Here is a 15,062-nt window from a genome sequence, read left to right as displayed (position 1 = left end):
CCTCTTTCTCTCTACGGCACCGCACTTCACGGAGCATTGAACCGGGGGAGTGCGCCCCGCGTGGCCAGAAGGACAGGATCCGTCAGGACCGGATCCGTTCACGACACGAGGATGCGATGACCGCCGATCCCGGGGAGGGCCCGCACGTGCGGCATGTGCTCGGCGCCTACGTACTCGATGCGCTCACGGCCTCGGAGACCCGTGCGGTCTCCCGTCATCTCCAGTCCTGCGACCGCTGCGCCGCCGACTACGTGGAGGTCGCGGAGGCCGTCTCGCTGCTCGCCCTGCTGCGCGAGGAGAACCTGCTGGAGTAGCCGGGCAGGTTGCGGGAGAGCTGACGCAGCGCGTAGTAGGACCGGGACTTGACCGTGCCCGCCGGGATGCCGAGTACCCGGGCCGTCTCGTCCACGGTGAGTCCGCGGAAGTACATCTGGACGAGGACCGCGCGGTGCTCCGGACCGAGGGTGCGCACCGCATCGCGCACATCGAGGGCCGAGACCGTGGCTTCGGCGGTGTCCTGACCGGTCGCGGTGGTCTCCAGCACGGCGTCGCCGACCTCGGTCGGCCTGGCCTGCCTGGACCGGCGCGCATCGATCGCGAGCCGCCGCGCGACCGTGAAGAGCCATGGCCGCATCGAGTCGTACGGGGCGTCGAATGCCTCCGGATGCTGCCAGGCCCGGACCAGCGTCTCCTGGAGCAGATCCTCGGCCCGCTGCCGGTCGCCGAAGGTCAGACCGAGCAGGAAATGGAGGAGGGCGGGCCCGTGTTCCCGCTGGAGATCCGCGAGGGCCCGCTCATCGGTCGTCGTGGTGGTCATCGTGAATGCCCTTTTCGCCGAGGTCCCTGCCGCTTCACTGCCGATTGGCGTATACGAACGCATCGGGGCGCCGAGGAACAGGCGGCGGGCGGCTCCGTGCGACGAGCGGTCGCACAGTGCGGCGAATGGTGCGGTGAACGGTCGGGCGGCGGCCTGCGCGGGGTGTGCACGGATGCCGGGCAGCCGCGGCACGGCCACCGGGTCAGCCCGTCTTCGAACCCGTTCCCGGAGACCTCGCCATCTCCGACTTCCGGTACGAGTAGCCGAAGTAGATGACCAGTCCGATCAGGAACCAGACCACGAACCGCACCCAGGTCTGCCACTGCAGGAAGGTGATCAGCCAGATCGAGAACACCACGCCGAGGGCCGGGACGAACGGCATGCCGGGGGTGCGGAAGGTGCGCGGCAGATCCGGCTGCTTGTAACGCAGCACGATCACCGCGATGCACACCACGACGAACGCCAGCAGAATGCCGATGTTCGTCAGCTCGGCGGCCTCGCCGATCGGCAGGAACCCGGCGATCAGGGCCGAGGCGGCACCGACGATCCAGGTCACCCGGGTCGGCACGTGGCGGGTCGGGTGGGTCTTGGCGAACCACTTCGGCAGCAGCCCGTCACGGCTCATCGAGAACCACACCCGGGTCACCCCGAGCATGAAGGTGAACATCACCGTGAGGATGCCGATGATCGCGCCCACCGCGATCACATCGGCGAGCCGGTTGAGCCCCACCGACTTGAAGGCCGTGGAGAATCCGGACTCCGGGTCGATGTCCTTGTAGCTCTGCATCCCCGTCAGCACCAGACACGCCGCCACATAGAGCACCATGGAGATCCCGAGGGAGTACAGGATCGCCTTCGGCATGTGGCGCTGGGCGTCCTTGGACTCCTCGGCGGCCGTCGACATGGCGTCGTACCCGAACACCGCGAAGAACACCGTGGCCGCACCGGTGAAGGCCCCGCTCACCCCGAACGGGAAGAACGGCTTGTAGTTGGCGGTGTCGATGTGGAACACGCCGACGCCGATGACCAGCAGGACGACCAGGACCTTCAGGACGACCACGACCGTCTCGAAGCGGGCCGCGTTCTTGATCCCGAGGGTCAGCAGGTACGCGACGAGCAGACAGAGCAGCGCGGCGAACAGGTCCACCCGGTGGCCGTCGCCGGTGCCGGGCGCGCCCAGCATCCACTTCGGCACTTCGAGCCCCATCTCCCCCAGCAGGAAGCTGAAGTAGCCGGAGATGCCGATCGCGACCACCGCCACGATCGCCGTGTACTCCAGCAGCAGGTCCCAGCCGATGAACCAGCCCACCAGCTCGCCGAGCACCGCGTATCCGTAGGTGTACGCGGAGCCGGCCTTCGGGATCAGGCCCGCGAACTCCGCGTAGCTGAACGCGGCCGCCGCGCTCGCCACTCCGGCGATCAGGAACGAGACCAGTACCGCGGGACCGGCGGTGCCGTTCGCCACCGTGCCGGCGAGGGTGAAGATGCCCGCGCCGATGATGCCGCCCACACCGATGGCGGTGAGCTGCCACAGTCCGAGCGTTCTGGTGAGCTGAGAGGCGACTTCCCCCGCGGGACTCTTCTCGTCGATCTGCTCGATCGGCTTGCGGCGCAGTACGCCCTCGCCCACTCGCAGCCTTGCCATGAGTCACCTCTCCGCTGCCGGCTGTCCCTGACGGGCGCTCATGATGGCCCAGGCGGAGCCGGTGCGGAAGACGGCGTGCCGTCCGACGGAGCGGAGGATTCCGCGGCGCCTACGGGACCACCGTGACGGGCCAACGGCCCGCCTTCACCAGCCGGATCGCGACCGAGCCGATGAACCGGTGCCCGGCCGACTCCGAGGCGCCCACGACCACGGCATCCGCCTTCAGTTCGTCCGCCGCGGTCACGAGTCCGTTGTACGGGTCGCCGCGGAAGGTGTGGAACTCCCAGCGCACATCCCATATGTCCTTCATCCGCTGCGTCGCCTCCCGGATCTCGCTCACCAGCCCCTCCGCGATCTCGCCCGTCGCATCGGCGACCGGCGCGCCGAGCGAGGCCCCCGCGGGCAGCACGGGCTGGACATAGACGAGGGCGAGCATGGCGCCCTGGCGGCGGGCGAGCCCCGCAGCGTAGGCCGCGGCACGCATGGAGGAATCGGACCCGTCGAGGCCTGCGACGATCACTTTCGGGCCGTCTGTGCCACGTTCGAACATATGGTGCTGCGGTTCTGTCACGGCAGTGAGGCTATCCGCTGCCCGGTCCGACCCCGGAGCGGGCTGCGGTACGGCCTCGTCCGAAGCTGCCGGATGCCTCGCCGGAGATCCCTCCATTGGGTGCAAAACCCTCCGCGACCGGTGTCGATGGCAAGGGCCGGGCCGCCGCCGTGCGAGCAGTTGGCCATGAAACATGATCAGAGGCTGCCGGGGCGCAGGACGCTGCTTCGACTGGCCGCCGGACTCGGTGCGGCCGCAGCCGTGCCCGTGATCGCCGCGGATCCGGCCGGAGAACCGGTCCGGGCGACCGCACCGCCCACGGCCGGGGCAGCCGGACCGCCGTCGGCCCTCCGGGCGGGGCCCACCGCCTACCGGCTCCAGCCCATGACCGCGGGCACCCCGCCCCGCTTCCGGCCGGCGGCGCCGCCGGTCCGCACGAGACCCTTCGAGGAACTGCCCGGGATCGGGCATGCCATGGTTCTCACCTTCGACGACGGGCCCGACCCGTTCTACACCCCGCACATCCTCGCGACCCTGCGCGAACACGATGTCCGCGCGATGTTCTTCCTCTGCGGAGAAATGGCCAACGACAACCAGGACCTGGTGCGGGCCATCGCCGACGACGGCCACACCATCGGAAACCACTCCTGGAACCACCCTCTGGTCACCAGACTCCCCCGGGCCGGTGTCCGCGCCGAACTCGAACCCACCAGCGAGGTCATCGAGCGGATCACCGGTGCCGCGCCGCTCTGGTACCGGGCACCGTACGGAGCGTGGAACCGCAACTCCTTCGAGATCGCTGCCGACATGGGCATGGAACCGATGGCCTGGACCGTCGACACCTTGGACTGGACCGAACCCGGAGTCGGCACGATCGTCCGCCGGGTCCGGGAAGGGGCCGCTCCCGGCGTCGTCGTGCTGTCGCACGACGCCGGGGGCGACCGTTCGCAGAGCGTGGCCGCGCTGCGGCGGTACCTGCCCGAACTGCTCGACGACGGCTACCGGATCACGGTGCCGCAGCGCCGTTGAGCGGGTGGCGACCGAGGGCGACGGTGCTGCCGTCATGGCCGTCGTCGTCCGTGAAGCCGCCACCGCAGGCGACGACGCACAGGTCCGTCCTGCCGGTGTCGCCGTGTGCCGGGGCGCCCGGTGAGATGTCCGCACCGTTGCGGATCAGGGCCAGGCCGGTGAGCACCACCAGGGCGACGGCGCCCCACGGTGAGTGCCTGGTCCGTTCGACGCGCCAGCCGTCCCGGCCCATGATGCTCCCTTCGTCGCGACGATTGGAACGCTAGGCGCGGGACGGCCGTGCTGCGATCAGGGCGGGGCGAACGGGTGGCGCCCCGACGGCCCCGCCCGAAATGCGGTGGACCGAAGCTCTGGTGAGGGTTCGTCATGGGAGGCGTTCTCGTCGATCCGTCCCGGGGCGCGAAGGGCTCCGGGCGCTTCCCGCCGGAGGTTCGGACGATGCGTGCTGTACATGCTCTCGTGGTCGGGGCGACCGCCGTCGCCGTCATCGGGCTCGCCGGACCGGCGGCCGACAGGTTCTTCGTGCCGGACGGCCCGGGTGCGCCGGGCGGCCTGGGCGGCTCGGTGGCGGCCGTGCCCGCGGAGATGGAACTCGGTGCCGGTCCGGTCGTCACGGCGATCGTCGGCGGAGGTGTGCTCCTCGTACGCCGCCGGAAGAAGAACCGTGCGGGATCCTGACCGGGACGACACCGGCACAGCCCCGCCACGTCCGTCGCCCCGGGTCCTGAGGGAGGACCCGGGGCGACTTCTCGTCCGGTCGGCACTGCCCCTGCTCTCAGTGCGAGCGGCTCTCCCCACGACGGCGTGCCATATGGACGGCGCCGGCGGCCACGACCACCGCCAACCCCGTCCCGGCGGCGATCTGCGTGGTGTTCATCGTGCCGATGCCACCACCGAGGCCGCTCTGCACACCGGCCGGAGCCACCGTGGAACCCGTGGTGGGCGGCTTCGGGGCCGCGGCGATCGTGAGACCGGTCTTCACCGGGGAGCCGGGCGAGGTGTTGCAGATGAACGTCACTTCGTAGGAGGCGCCGGGTTTCGCGTCCCAGTCGACCGTGGCCGCGGCGGAGCGACCGCGGGGAATGGTGACGGTGTCGAAGACGCCCGAGCCGGCGGTTGCGGTGGTAGAGCACCCCCGGGCGGCCAGGACGACCTGGCTTCCCGGCGCGATCACCGACGGAGTGACGGTGAATCCGGTCGCGGAGGACGCGCCCCCCGACGTCGCGGCATACACGGTTGCGGCCGGAACGGTCAGGGCGATGGCAGCGGCGCCGAGCAGGGCGACGGGTGCGACACGTATTACGCGCATGGGTGATTCCTCCGGGTCCCCGAGGAGCACTTGCGGAACGAGTTTCCACAAAGCGTCAGAAATGCACCTCGACGCGCCAAACGCTAGGAGCCGTGCATATTGCTCGCGATCGGAGTGCGCCGCTCGGGGCACCGGCTTCGCCCGAGCGGCGCACCCCCCGCCTTCTGACGGTCCGAAAGGGCCTGTCCGGCGGATCGGGGCCGGCCGGGCCCTATCCGCCCGCGGCGCGTGGGAACAGATCGAGGAACGGCGCCGCGGTGGCCGAGATCTCCCGCCCGAAGGGGGAGTCGAAGTCCCAGATCAGGAAGAGCAGAAAGGCGATCAGGACACTGAAGAGGCCGGCCAGCAGCAGTTCGCGGAAGGTTCTGCGGATCTGCAGCGTGAACATCAGCCCGACGGTCACCAGGGCTCCGATGATCAGGCCGAACCAGACCACGCCCGGCATGGTCGCACCGGCGCTCTGTCCGCGCGCGCTGCGTGCGTCGTCGGCCGCGGCCACCTCGTCGACCAGTGGCTGATATGCCTGCCCCTCGTGGTCGTTCCTCGGCCGGTACTGGGTGACGTCGGCACGCACCTGGCCCAGGAGACGGGTCCCCTCGGCTGTGAGGGTGCCGTGCTCGCTCATCGCCTGCCACTCGTCGTGGACGACATGGTGGACATAGGCATCGACGTCGGCCCGGATGCGGGAGCGCACCTCGGCCGGGTAGACGGCGGAGCGGACGTGCACCTCATGCAGGGCCTGGGCCTCCTGACGCACGTACTCCTGGGCGGCGCCGCGGCCCTCCCAGACGCCCGCGATGGCGAGGCCCAGCACGATCGCGTAGACCACGCCGATCATCATCGTCATGTACTCGATGACGTCAGGGGTCTCGGACGGGTCGTCGTCCTCCCCGATCCGGCGGTTGTTGAGCACGGCGATGGTCAGGACGACCGCGCTGGCCGCGACCATGGCGAGGGCGAGAACAAGCCATTCCGACATTGTGATCCTCCGGAGGTCAGCGGGAGCGGGGACGCAGTACGGCGACCGCGAACACCGCGGGCGCCGTGATCAGCAGGGTGAAGGTGACCACGGAGGTGCCGTGCCGCACGACCTTGCGCGGTGGCTTGCGATAGGCGGGCAGCGCCACGGGCCGGGGCGCGGGGGGTGTGGGGCGTACGGAGGGCGAGGGGGTGGGCGTGGGTGTGGGTGCCGGCGCAGGGGGTGGTGGCACGGGCTCCGGCCGTGGCGGTGCCGGCGACGGCGGGGGCGGCGGAGGGGGTGGCGGTGGAGGAGGAGGCGGAGGAGGCGGTGGTGGCGGTGGTGGCGGTGGTGGCGGTCGTGGGGTGAGTGGTGGCGTCGGCTCGGGCAGCGGGCCCGCGTGGCAGTGACCGTCGCCCGACGTGGCGACCGATGAACTGCCGCCGCTCTCACCGATGGAGGCGTACGCGCAGCTGTCCGCGACCGCGGGCGCCGGGGCGCTCAGCAGCCAGAGAAGGGCGACGGCTGCCGTGAGCCGTCCTATGAGTGATCCGTACACGACCGGGAGCATGTTCCGGCCGGTCGCGGGACACGCGGCGGTGGCGCCGGATTCGCCTGATGGTGGGGACATGGGGCGGTGGGTGTTTGGCGCCGGGGGAGACCATGAGGCCCAGTTGAACCAGGTGGGGACGCGGTCCGTGCCGGAGGTCGGGGACGGAGCGAGCGCGCTTGGCAACGGGGACGCTCCGTGCGGAAGTTGACGCGGTCGCCGGCCGAACCCCTTGCTCGTGACGGGTGGAAGACGGTGGGCCGACGGCGCGGAGCCTGCTCGTTCCGCCGCGGCTTTCGGCCCGCAGGGATTCGGAACCCTTGCAGCGACCGTTCATTGCCCCATTGGTAAAGAATGCTGCCAATGGCGTCACGCCAAGGGATTTTCCACCCGCAATCGGCCCCGCCCACTCAAGTGGCCGGACATCGGCCGCCGTCCGGTCCAGACCTTTTTTCCGGGATGTGAAACCGGCGGCATCACCGGATACGTCAACAGCCAAGGTGTGAGCGGTGCATGGCGCTCCCACTATCACCCGGTGTCCCACCGGGGCGGGTTCGACGTCCAATGTCACACGCAGCGACGGGCCGGTTGCACATGCCACTGGTGTGTGACCAATAACGGACGGCTAATTTCCGTTTCCGCTCGCTCTCTTGGCAGACGATCAGTAGCCTCTGGTCAACACTGACCATGAACATGGCCGGATCGCCGTGGCGACTTGTTGGAGACATTGATGGAGCGTCCCGCCTGGGCACCGCGAGGCATAGACATTTCGGTGCCGAGCGTGTCCCGCATGTACGACTTCTATCTGGGCGGATCGCACAATTTCGAGGTGGACCGGGAAGCGGCGCGCAAGGCCATGGAGTTCATGCCGGGGCTCCCCAAGATCATGCAGGCGAATCGCGCCTTTATGCGCAGAGCCGTGCGTTACGCGGTGAGCGAGGGCATCGATCAGTTTCTGGACATCGGCTCCGGAATACCGACCTTCGGTAATGTTCACGAAGTCGCCCAGGCGGCCGACCCCGGGGCCCGGGTGGCGTACGTCGATCACGACCCGGTCGCGGTCGCGCACAGCCAGGCCGTACTCGACGGAAACGACCGGGCGGTGATCGCCGCCGCGGATCTGCGCCGCCCGCAGGAGATCGTGAAGAGCCCGGAGGTCTCCGGACTGCTCGACCTGGACCGCCCGGTGGCCCTGCTGCTCGTCGCGGTGCTCCACTTCATCGAGGACTCCGACGACCCGCAGACCGCGGTCGCCGAACTGCGTGAAGCACTCGCCCCCGGCAGCCTCATCGTCCTCACCCACGCCTCGTACGAGGGAATTCCGCTGACGCGTGAGGAGGCGGGCGGCACGGTCGAGGTCTACAAGAGCATCCGCAACCCCCTGGTGATGCGGTCCCGCGACGAGATCGCGAGCTTCTTCGAGGGGTACGAGATGGTCGAGCCCGGACTCGTGTCGATGCCGCACTGGCGTCCGGACAGCCCGGTGGTGGCGGAGCAGGAGGACCCATTCGCGTTCTCGGGCTTCGCGGGAGTGGGACGCAAGGCGTGAGTATTCCCGCCCAGTCGTCCGGCACACCGGACACGGAGCCCGACGGTCCCGAGGGCCGGCTCCGGAGATTCGCCACGATCTGGAGCAGGGCCATCTTCCCCTCGACGGCCACCTCCTTGACGCGCGCGGAGTTCGAACAGCACCTGCTGCCGCTGGCCCGCGGGCTCAGTGACATCCTGCACGCCCGGCCCTTCGACGCGGCTCCCGCGAGCGAGGTGGGTGCTGCCCTGGTCGCCGCGCACTGCACGGACCCGGATGCGCTGAGCAGCACGCTCGGCGTCGTCGACTCGTATCTGGTGCTCTATTGCGGAAGCAACGGCGTGACCGCGTTGTCGACCGAGGACAGCAGGGCCCGTTGCGCCCGGATACAGCACGCCCTCGCGGGCGGCTTCACCCAGGCGCTGCGTGAACGCACGCTCACCGAGCAGGAGGCCATCGCGCGCTCGGCGCTCACCGCCCGCTCCGACGCCGAACGCGCCCTGCACACGACCGAGGCGCGTTTCCGCGCCGTGTTCAAGGACGCGGCCATCGGCATCGGCATCGCCGACCTGGACGGCAATGTGCTGGAGGTCAATGACACCCTCACCCGGATGTTCGGCGGTCTCGACCACCATGTGCGCAGCCACAAGGTCAACGAGTGGGTCCACCCCGAGGACTCGCCGCACGTGTGGAAGTACTACGACGAGCTGGTGCGTGGCGAACGTGAGCACTACCGGGTCGAGAAGCCGTACTACCGCAACGACGGCACCGTGCTGTGGACCAATCTGACGGTGTCGCTGCTGCGTGACGCCGAGGGCCGGCCGCAGTATCAGCTGGCGCTGATGGAGGACACCACCGAGCGCCGGCTGCTCAATCTGCGCCTGCGGTACGAGGCCACGCACGACGCGCTCACCGGCCTGCCCAACCGGACGCTGTTCTTCGAGCGTCTGGAGAAGGCGTTGTCCGCCGACGACGGCAGCCGTTTCGGCCTGTGCTACCTCGACCTGGACGGCTTCAAGGCGATCAACGACAGCCTGGGTCACGCGTCGGGCGACCGGCTGCTGGTCGAGGTGGCAGACCGGCTGCAGAGCTGTGCGACCGCGCCCGGCGAGATGGTCGCGCGGCTCGGCGGCGACGAGTTCGTGGCCCTGACCACCGGCCCCGACACCGAGACGGAGGTCGACGAGCTGGCCTGCCGCATCCTCGGTGTGCTCGGCACCCCGATCCGCCTGGAGGGCCGTGAGCTGACCGTACGCGGATCCATCGGGGTCGTCGAAGGCCCGGCCGGAAAGCGCAATGCCGCCGAGGTGCTGCGCAGCGCCGACATCACGATGTACCGGGCCAAGTCCGCGGGCGGCAACCGGTTCGAGCTCGCGGACGACGAGGCGGATGCCCGCGCCATCACGCGGCACGGGCTGACCACCGCGCTGCCCGCCGCCCTGGAGCGCGGTGAGTTCTTCATCGAGTACCAGCCGCTCGTGCACCTCGACGACGGCACGGTGCACGGTGCGGAGGCGCTGGTGCGCTGGTGCCACCCGCAGCACGGGGTGCTCGGCCCGGACAGGTTCATCCCGCTCGCCGAGCACACCGGGCTGATCGTGCCACTGGGCCGCTGGGTGCTGGAGGAGTCCGTACGGCAGGCCAACTACTGGCAGGAGCGGCACACCGACGGCGGCCCGCTGCGGATCAACGTCAACCTCTCACCGACCCAGTTGCACCATCCCCGGCTGGTCGCCGAGACGGTCGATGTGCTGGAGCGCTCGGGGCTCGAACCCGGGGCGCTCTGCCTGGAGGTCACCGAGTCCGCGCTCATCGGCGCGGACGACGACCTGCTCAAGCCGCTGCGGCAACTGGCGGACATGGGTGTCGACATAGCGCTCGACGACTTCGGCACCGGGTACTCGAACCTGGCGAATCTGCGCCGGCTGCCGGTGAGCGTGCTCAAGCTGGACCGTTCCTTCACGATGGGCATGCAGCAGCATCCGGCGGACCCGGTCGACCTGAAGATCGTCGAGGGGATCGTCTCGCTGGCGCACAGCCTGGACCTCGCGGTCACGGTGGAGGGCGTGGAGACCGGGGCCCAGGCGGAGCAGTTGCGGAAGCTGGGCTGCGACACGGCTCAGGGCTGGTACTACGCCCGGCCGGGCGCACCGGACCGGATCCACTCGCTGCTGCTGGCCGACGCGGTGTGAGCGGGCGGGGGTACGGGGCGCCCGAGGCCGTCCCGTACCCCACCGCCGGACGGGCCGGCTCAGGCCCGTCCGGCGGCGAGCAGCACCTTCTGCAGCTCGCGTGCCGCGCGCGGCGGAGCGACGTCGCTGCGGTGCGCGAGCGCGATCGTGCGCCGCAGGCCCGGCCGGGCCAGCGGTGTGGTCCGCAGGTCGTGGCCGGACCGGACGGCGACCATGCTGGGCACCACCGCGATCCCGAGCCCCGCCCGGACGAAGCCGAGCACGGCGTCCATCTCCCCGCCCTCCACCGTGAACGACGGCTCGAACCCCTCCGCCCGGCAGGCGGCGACCGTCAGCTCCCGCAGGTCGTAGCCGTGCCGGAACATCACCAGGGGCTCCCCCTGGAGGTCGGCGATCCGTACGCTCCCGCCCCGGCCGGGCCGCGGCGCCCCGGCCGACGACACCACGACCAAGTCCTCCTGGAGCAGCTCGACCGTCGTGAGCGCGGGGGACGCGGCGGGCAGCGGCAGCACCACCAGGGCGAGATCCAGTGCGCCGCGCGCCAGCTCCCGTACCAGGTCGAGCGAGCCGCCCTCCTCCAGCAGCAGCTGGATCCCCGGATGCCGGTCGTGGAAGGCGCGCAGCACCTCGGGGAGCAGGCCGGTGCAGAGGCTGGGCGTCGCGCCGAGCCGGACCCGGCCCCGGCGCAGCTGCGCCAGCTCCTGCACCTCGTGGCGTGCGGTGTCGGCGTCCGCGAGGATGCGGCGGGCCAGCGGCAGCAGGGCCTCGCCCGCGTCGGTGAGTGTGATGTTGCCGCGCGCCCGGCTGAACAGCTCCGCCCCCAGCTCGCTCTCCAGTGCTCTGATCTGCTGGGAGAGCGAGGGCTGCGAGACATGCACCTCCTCGGCGGCGCGGGTGAAGTGCCGGGTCTCGGCCACGGCCACGAAATACGTCAGCTGTTGGAACTGCATGAGCCCCCACTCCCAGGTCGTGTCGTCCTGACTGGCACGATAGCCTAAGCCTATGAACATGAGCCATTCAATGTCTTGGACTGATGGGGTGGATCGGTCCTAACGTCGTGTCCATGGCATTGGCAACCCGGACGGACCGACGGCCGTCCATGACGCGTACGCTCTGGGACTCGTCCCTGGGCAAGAAGACGGTCATGGCCGTGAGCGGCCTGATCATGCTCCTCTACTTGGTCGCCCATTTGATCGGCAACCTGAAGATCTTCTTCGGGTCCGGCGAGTTCAACCATTACGCGCACTGGCTGCGGACCATGGGCGAGCCCTTCCTGCACTACGAGTGGGCCCTGTGGATCGCCCGCGTCGTACTCGTCGCCGCCGTGGTGCTGCACGCCACCTCCGCGTACCAGCTGAGCCGCCGCGACATCCGGGCGCGACCCGCCAAGTACGTGCACAGGAAGCCACGCGCCAGCTACGCCACCCGCACCATGCGCTGGGGCGGGGTCATCCTCGGCCTGTTCATCGTCTGGCACATCCTCGACCTGACGACGGGCACCGTGCACTCCGGCGGATTCCAGGCCGGGCACCCGTACCAGAACGTCATCGACACCTTCTCCACCTGGTACGGCAACACCATCTACATCGTTGCCATGCTCGCCCTCGGACTCCACGTCCAGCACGGCTTCTGGAGCGCCGCCCAGACCCTCGGCGCCGGAAGCGCGACGCGTGACCGCGTCCTCAAGACCATGGCCAACGCCCTCGCACTCGTGCTGACGCTGGGCTTCATCTCCATACCCGTCGCCGTCATGACCGGAGTCGTGAGCTGACATGACCGACTACCCGCACTACGAGACCGGCGCGCCCGTCGTCGACACCAAGGCCCCCGAGGGACCCGTCGCCGAACGCTGGGACACCCGCCGCTTCGAGGCCAAGCTGGTCAACCCGGCCAACCGCCGCAAGCACACCGTCATCGTCGTGGGCACCGGCCTCGCCGGCGGCTCGGCCGGCGCGACCCTCGCCGAACAGGGCTACCACGTGGTCCAGTTCTGCTTCCAGGACTCGCCCCGCCGCGCCCACTCGGTCGCCGCCCAGGGCGGCATCAACGCCGCGAAGAACTACCGCAACGACGGCGACTCGATCCACCGGCTCTTCTACGACACCGTCAAGGGCGGCGACTTCCGCGCCCGTGAGTCCAATGTCCACCGGCTCGCCCAGATCTCCGTCGAGATCATCGACCAGTGCGTCGCCCAGGGCGTCCCCTTCGCCCGCGAGTACGGCGGCCTCCTCGACAACCGTTCCTTCGGCGGCGTCCAGGTCTCCCGCACGTTCTACGCCCGGGGCCAGACGGGACAGCAGCTCCTGCTCGGCGCCTACCAGGCGCTCTCCCGGCAGATCGCCGCGGGCAACGTCGAACTGCACGCCCGCACCGAGATGCTCGACCTGATCATCGTCGACGGCAAGGCCCGCGGCATCGTCGCGCGCGACCTCGTCACCGGGAAGATCGACACCTACTTCGCCGACGCGGTCGTCCTGGCCAGCGGTGGCTACGGCAACGTCTTCTACCTGTCGACGAACGCCATGAACTCCAACGCCACCGCCGTCTGGCGTGCCCACCGCCGCGGCGCGTACTTCGCCAACCCCTGCTTCACCCAGATCCACCCCACCTGCATCCCGCGTACCGGCGACCACCAGTCCAAGCTCACGCTGATGAGCGAGTCGCTGCGCAACGACGGCCGGATCTGGGTCCCGAAGGCCGAGGGCGACACCCGTCCCGCCAACGAGATCCCCGAGGACGAGCGCGACTACTACCTGGAGCGCATCTACCCCGCCTTCGGGAACCTCGTCCCCCGGGACATCGCCTCCCGCGCCGCGAAGAACGTCTGCGACGAGGGCCGCGGCGTCGGCCCCGGCGGCCAGGGCGTCTACCTGGACTTCGCCGAGGCCATCCAGCGGATGGGCCGGGACAAGGTCGAGGAGAAGTACGGCAACCTCTTCGACATGTACGCGCGGATCACGGCGGAGGACCCGTACGAGACGCCGATGCGGATCTACCCGGCCGTGCACTACACGATGGGCGGACTCTGGGTCGACTACGACCTCCAGACCACCGTTCCGGGCCTCTTCGCCATCGGCGAGGCCAACTTCTCCGACCACGGTGCCAACCGGCTCGGCGCGTCCGCGCTGATGCAGGGCCTCGCGGACGGCTACTTCGTCCTCCCGTCGACGATCAACGACTACCTGGCCCGCAATCCGCACCACGACGAGGTCGACGCCTCGCACCCCGCGGTCGAGGAGGTCGTCGCCGACACCGAGGACCGGTTGAACCTGCTGCTCTCCGTCGACGGCGACCGCACCCCCGACTCCTTCCACCGAGAGATCGGTGAACTCATGTGGGAGTACTGCGGCATGGCGCGCACCGAGGACGGGCTGCGCAAGGCGCTCGACCGGATCCCGCAGATCCGCGACGAGTTCTGGCGCCGCATCAAGGTGCCCGGCACCGGCGACGAGTTCAACCAGTCGCTGGAGAAGGCCAACCGCATCGTCGACTACCTGGAGCTCGCCGAGCTCATGTGCCTCGACGCACTGCACCGCGCCGAGTCCTGCGGAGGCCACTTCCGCGAGGAGTCGCAGACCCCGGACGGCGAAGCCGCCCGCCGGGACGAGGAGTTCTCCTACGCCGCCGCCTGGGAGTTCTCCGGCACCGGCCGGGCCCCCGTCCTGCACAAGGAAGACCTCGTCTTCGAGTACGTCCACCCCACCCAGCGGAGCTACGCATGAAGCTCACCCTGCGCGTCTGGCGCCAGAAGAACGCCGACGCACCCGGCGCCATGTCCACCTACGAGGTGGACGGCATCTCGCAGGACATGTCGTTCCTCGAAATGCTCGACACCCTCAACGAGGAACTCATCCTCGCCGGCGACGACCCAGTCGCCTTCGACCACGACTGCCGCGAGGGAATCTGCGGCGCCTGCAGTCTCGTCATCAACGGCGACGCCCACGGTCCCGAGCGCACCACCACCTGCCAGCTCCACATGCGGTCCTTCGAGGACGGCGACACGATCGACATCGAACCGTGGCGCGCCTCGGCCTTCCCGGTCGTCAAGGACCTGGTCGTGGACCGTTCGGCCTTCGACCGGATCATCCAGGCCGGCGGCTACATCTCCGCCCCGACCGGCACCGCCCCCGAGGCGCACGCCACCCCGGTGCCCAAGCCGGACGCGGACTTCGCCTTCGAGCACGCCGAGTGCATCGGCTGCGGCGCCTGCGTGGCGGCCTGTCCCAACGGCTCGGCGATGCTCTTCACCTCGGCGAAGATCAACCACCTCAACGTCCTGCCGCAGGGCGCCCCGGAGCGCGAGACCCGGGTCCTCGACATGGTCGGCCAGATGGACAGTGAGGGCTTCGGCGGCTGCACCCTCACCGGCGAATGCGCCACCGCCTGCCCCAAGGGCATCCCGCTGCCGTCGATCTCGGCCATGAACAAGGAGTGGCTGCGGGCCACCCGCAAGGTGCGCCGCTGAGCGGAGTGCGAGTTCCTGG

At 69.8% G+C, this 15,062-nt stretch carries 16 protein-coding genes and 1 pseudogene; 9 read left to right on the top strand and 8 right to left on the bottom strand.

The features are described from left to right. Positions 1-116 precede the first annotated feature (116 nt). Complete coding sequence (locus ACFV8T_RS22875) at positions 117-314, top strand: zf-HC2 domain-containing protein (RefSeq protein WP_385330297.1); 198 nt, start codon at positions 117-119, stop codon at positions 312-314. On the opposite strand, the gene ACFV8T_RS22870 is transcribed toward ACFV8T_RS22875, so the two are convergent. The 3 genes from ACFV8T_RS22870 to ACFV8T_RS22860 form a co-directional block, all read right to left on the bottom strand. Continuing rightward, positions 248-817: a sigma-70 family RNA polymerase sigma factor gene (locus ACFV8T_RS22870; RefSeq protein WP_385330294.1), complete on the bottom strand. Its 570-nt coding sequence runs from the start codon at positions 815-817 to the stop codon at positions 248-250. The two genes, ACFV8T_RS22875 and ACFV8T_RS22870, sit on opposite strands and share 67 nt — an antisense overlap. A gap of 202 nt (positions 818-1,019) precedes the next feature. Then, entirely contained in the window at positions 1,020-2,462 is a 1,443-nt protein-coding gene (locus ACFV8T_RS22865; RefSeq protein ID WP_385330292.1) for an amino acid permease, read from the bottom strand. 109 nt (positions 2,463-2,571) lie between these two features. After that, positions 2,572-3,033, bottom strand: a complete 462-nt coding sequence (locus ACFV8T_RS22860) for a universal stress protein (protein ID WP_385330291.1) — start codon at positions 3,031-3,033, stop codon at positions 2,572-2,574. 165 nt (positions 3,034-3,198) lie between these two features. Between ACFV8T_RS22860 and ACFV8T_RS22855 the strand changes: the two genes are divergently transcribed. Further along, positions 3,199-4,041: a polysaccharide deacetylase family protein gene (locus tag ACFV8T_RS22855; protein WP_385330289.1), complete on the top strand. Its 843-nt coding sequence runs from the start codon at positions 3,199-3,201 to the stop codon at positions 4,039-4,041. A 109-nt stretch (positions 4,042-4,150) separates the two neighbouring features. Here the strand turns inward: ACFV8T_RS22855 and ACFV8T_RS22850 are convergent. Continuing rightward, positions 4,151-4,273, bottom strand: a pseudogene (locus ACFV8T_RS22850) (class F sortase); the annotation flags it as partial. A gap of 206 nt (positions 4,274-4,479) precedes the next feature. Between ACFV8T_RS22850 and ACFV8T_RS22845 the strand changes: the two are divergent. Then, positions 4,480-4,719 carry a hypothetical protein gene (locus ACFV8T_RS22845; protein WP_385330286.1) on the top strand — a complete coding sequence of 80 codons (240 nt, stop codon included), beginning with the start codon at positions 4,480-4,482 and terminating at the stop codon, positions 4,717-4,719. A gap of 97 nt (positions 4,720-4,816) precedes the next feature. On the opposite strand, the gene ACFV8T_RS22840 is transcribed toward ACFV8T_RS22845, so the two are convergent. The 3 genes from ACFV8T_RS22840 to ACFV8T_RS22830 all read right to left on the bottom strand — a co-directional run bounded on the left by ACFV8T_RS22840 (position 4,817) and on the right by ACFV8T_RS22830 (position 6,561). Then, on the bottom strand, positions 4,817-5,350 hold the full coding sequence (locus ACFV8T_RS22840; RefSeq protein ID WP_385330284.1) for a hypothetical protein: 534 nt from the start codon (positions 5,348-5,350) through the stop codon (positions 4,817-4,819). Positions 5,351-5,561: 211 nt separating this feature from the next. Next, a complete protein-coding gene (locus ACFV8T_RS22835) occupies positions 5,562-6,329 on the bottom strand; it encodes a hypothetical protein (protein WP_385330281.1) in 768 nt (255 codons plus the stop codon). 16 nt (positions 6,330-6,345) lie between these two features. Further along, positions 6,346-6,561 (bottom strand): hypothetical protein, encoded by a 216-nt coding sequence (locus tag ACFV8T_RS22830; RefSeq protein ID WP_266430208.1) that lies wholly within the window; start codon positions 6,559-6,561, stop codon positions 6,346-6,348. Between ACFV8T_RS22830 and ACFV8T_RS22825 the strand changes: the two genes are divergently transcribed. The 3 genes from ACFV8T_RS22825 (at position 6,555) to ACFV8T_RS22815 (ending at position 10,578) form a co-directional block, all read left to right on the top strand. After that, positions 6,555-6,677 (top strand): hypothetical protein, encoded by a 123-nt coding sequence (locus ACFV8T_RS22825; RefSeq protein WP_385330278.1) that lies wholly within the window; start codon positions 6,555-6,557, stop codon positions 6,675-6,677. The genes ACFV8T_RS22830 and ACFV8T_RS22825 overlap by 7 nt on opposite strands. A gap of 911 nt (positions 6,678-7,588) precedes the next feature. Then, positions 7,589-8,407 carry an SAM-dependent methyltransferase gene (locus tag ACFV8T_RS22820; RefSeq protein ID WP_385330276.1) on the top strand — a complete coding sequence of 273 codons (819 nt, stop codon included), beginning with the start codon at positions 7,589-7,591 and terminating at the stop codon, positions 8,405-8,407. Next, entirely contained in the window at positions 8,404-10,578 is a 2,175-nt protein-coding gene (locus ACFV8T_RS22815; RefSeq protein ID WP_385330273.1) for a putative bifunctional diguanylate cyclase/phosphodiesterase, read from the top strand. The genes ACFV8T_RS22820 and ACFV8T_RS22815 overlap by 4 nt, the downstream gene beginning before the upstream one ends. Before the next feature lie 59 nt (positions 10,579-10,637). Here the strand turns inward: ACFV8T_RS22815 and ACFV8T_RS22810 are convergent, their stop codons facing one another. Beyond that, positions 10,638-11,528 carry a LysR family transcriptional regulator gene (locus ACFV8T_RS22810; protein ID WP_385330270.1) on the bottom strand — a complete coding sequence of 297 codons (891 nt, stop codon included), beginning with the start codon at positions 11,526-11,528 and terminating at the stop codon, positions 10,638-10,640. Between the two features lie 113 nt (positions 11,529-11,641). Here ACFV8T_RS22810 and ACFV8T_RS22805 point away from each other — a divergent pair, with 113 nt between their 5' ends. From ACFV8T_RS22805 to ACFV8T_RS22795, 3 genes are read left to right on the top strand one after another with little or no spacing between them, the layout of a single operon-like run. After that, the gene (locus ACFV8T_RS22805) at positions 11,642-12,349 is read left to right on the top strand and encodes a succinate dehydrogenase (RefSeq protein WP_385330268.1); all 708 of its coding nucleotides are present in this window, start codon (positions 11,642-11,644) and stop codon (positions 12,347-12,349) included. 1 nt (position 12,350) lies between these two features. Then, a complete protein-coding gene (locus ACFV8T_RS22800) occupies positions 12,351-14,300 on the top strand; it encodes a fumarate reductase/succinate dehydrogenase flavoprotein subunit (protein WP_385330266.1) in 1,950 nt (649 codons plus the stop codon). Continuing rightward, positions 14,297-15,043, top strand: coding sequence for a succinate dehydrogenase/fumarate reductase iron-sulfur subunit (locus ACFV8T_RS22795; RefSeq protein WP_072488934.1), 747 nt, complete (start codon positions 14,297-14,299; stop codon positions 15,041-15,043). The genes ACFV8T_RS22800 and ACFV8T_RS22795 overlap by 4 nt, the downstream gene beginning before the upstream one ends. The last annotated feature ends 19 nt before the right edge of the window (positions 15,044-15,062 follow it).

The sequence above is a fragment of the Streptomyces sp. NPDC059832 genome, from assembly GCF_042731715.1.
Classification (GTDB): Bacteria; Actinomycetota; Actinomycetes; order Streptomycetales; family Streptomycetaceae; genus Streptomyces.
Note: the sequence above shows the minus strand (reverse complement) of the source record. Positions and strands in the feature narration are given on the sequence as shown.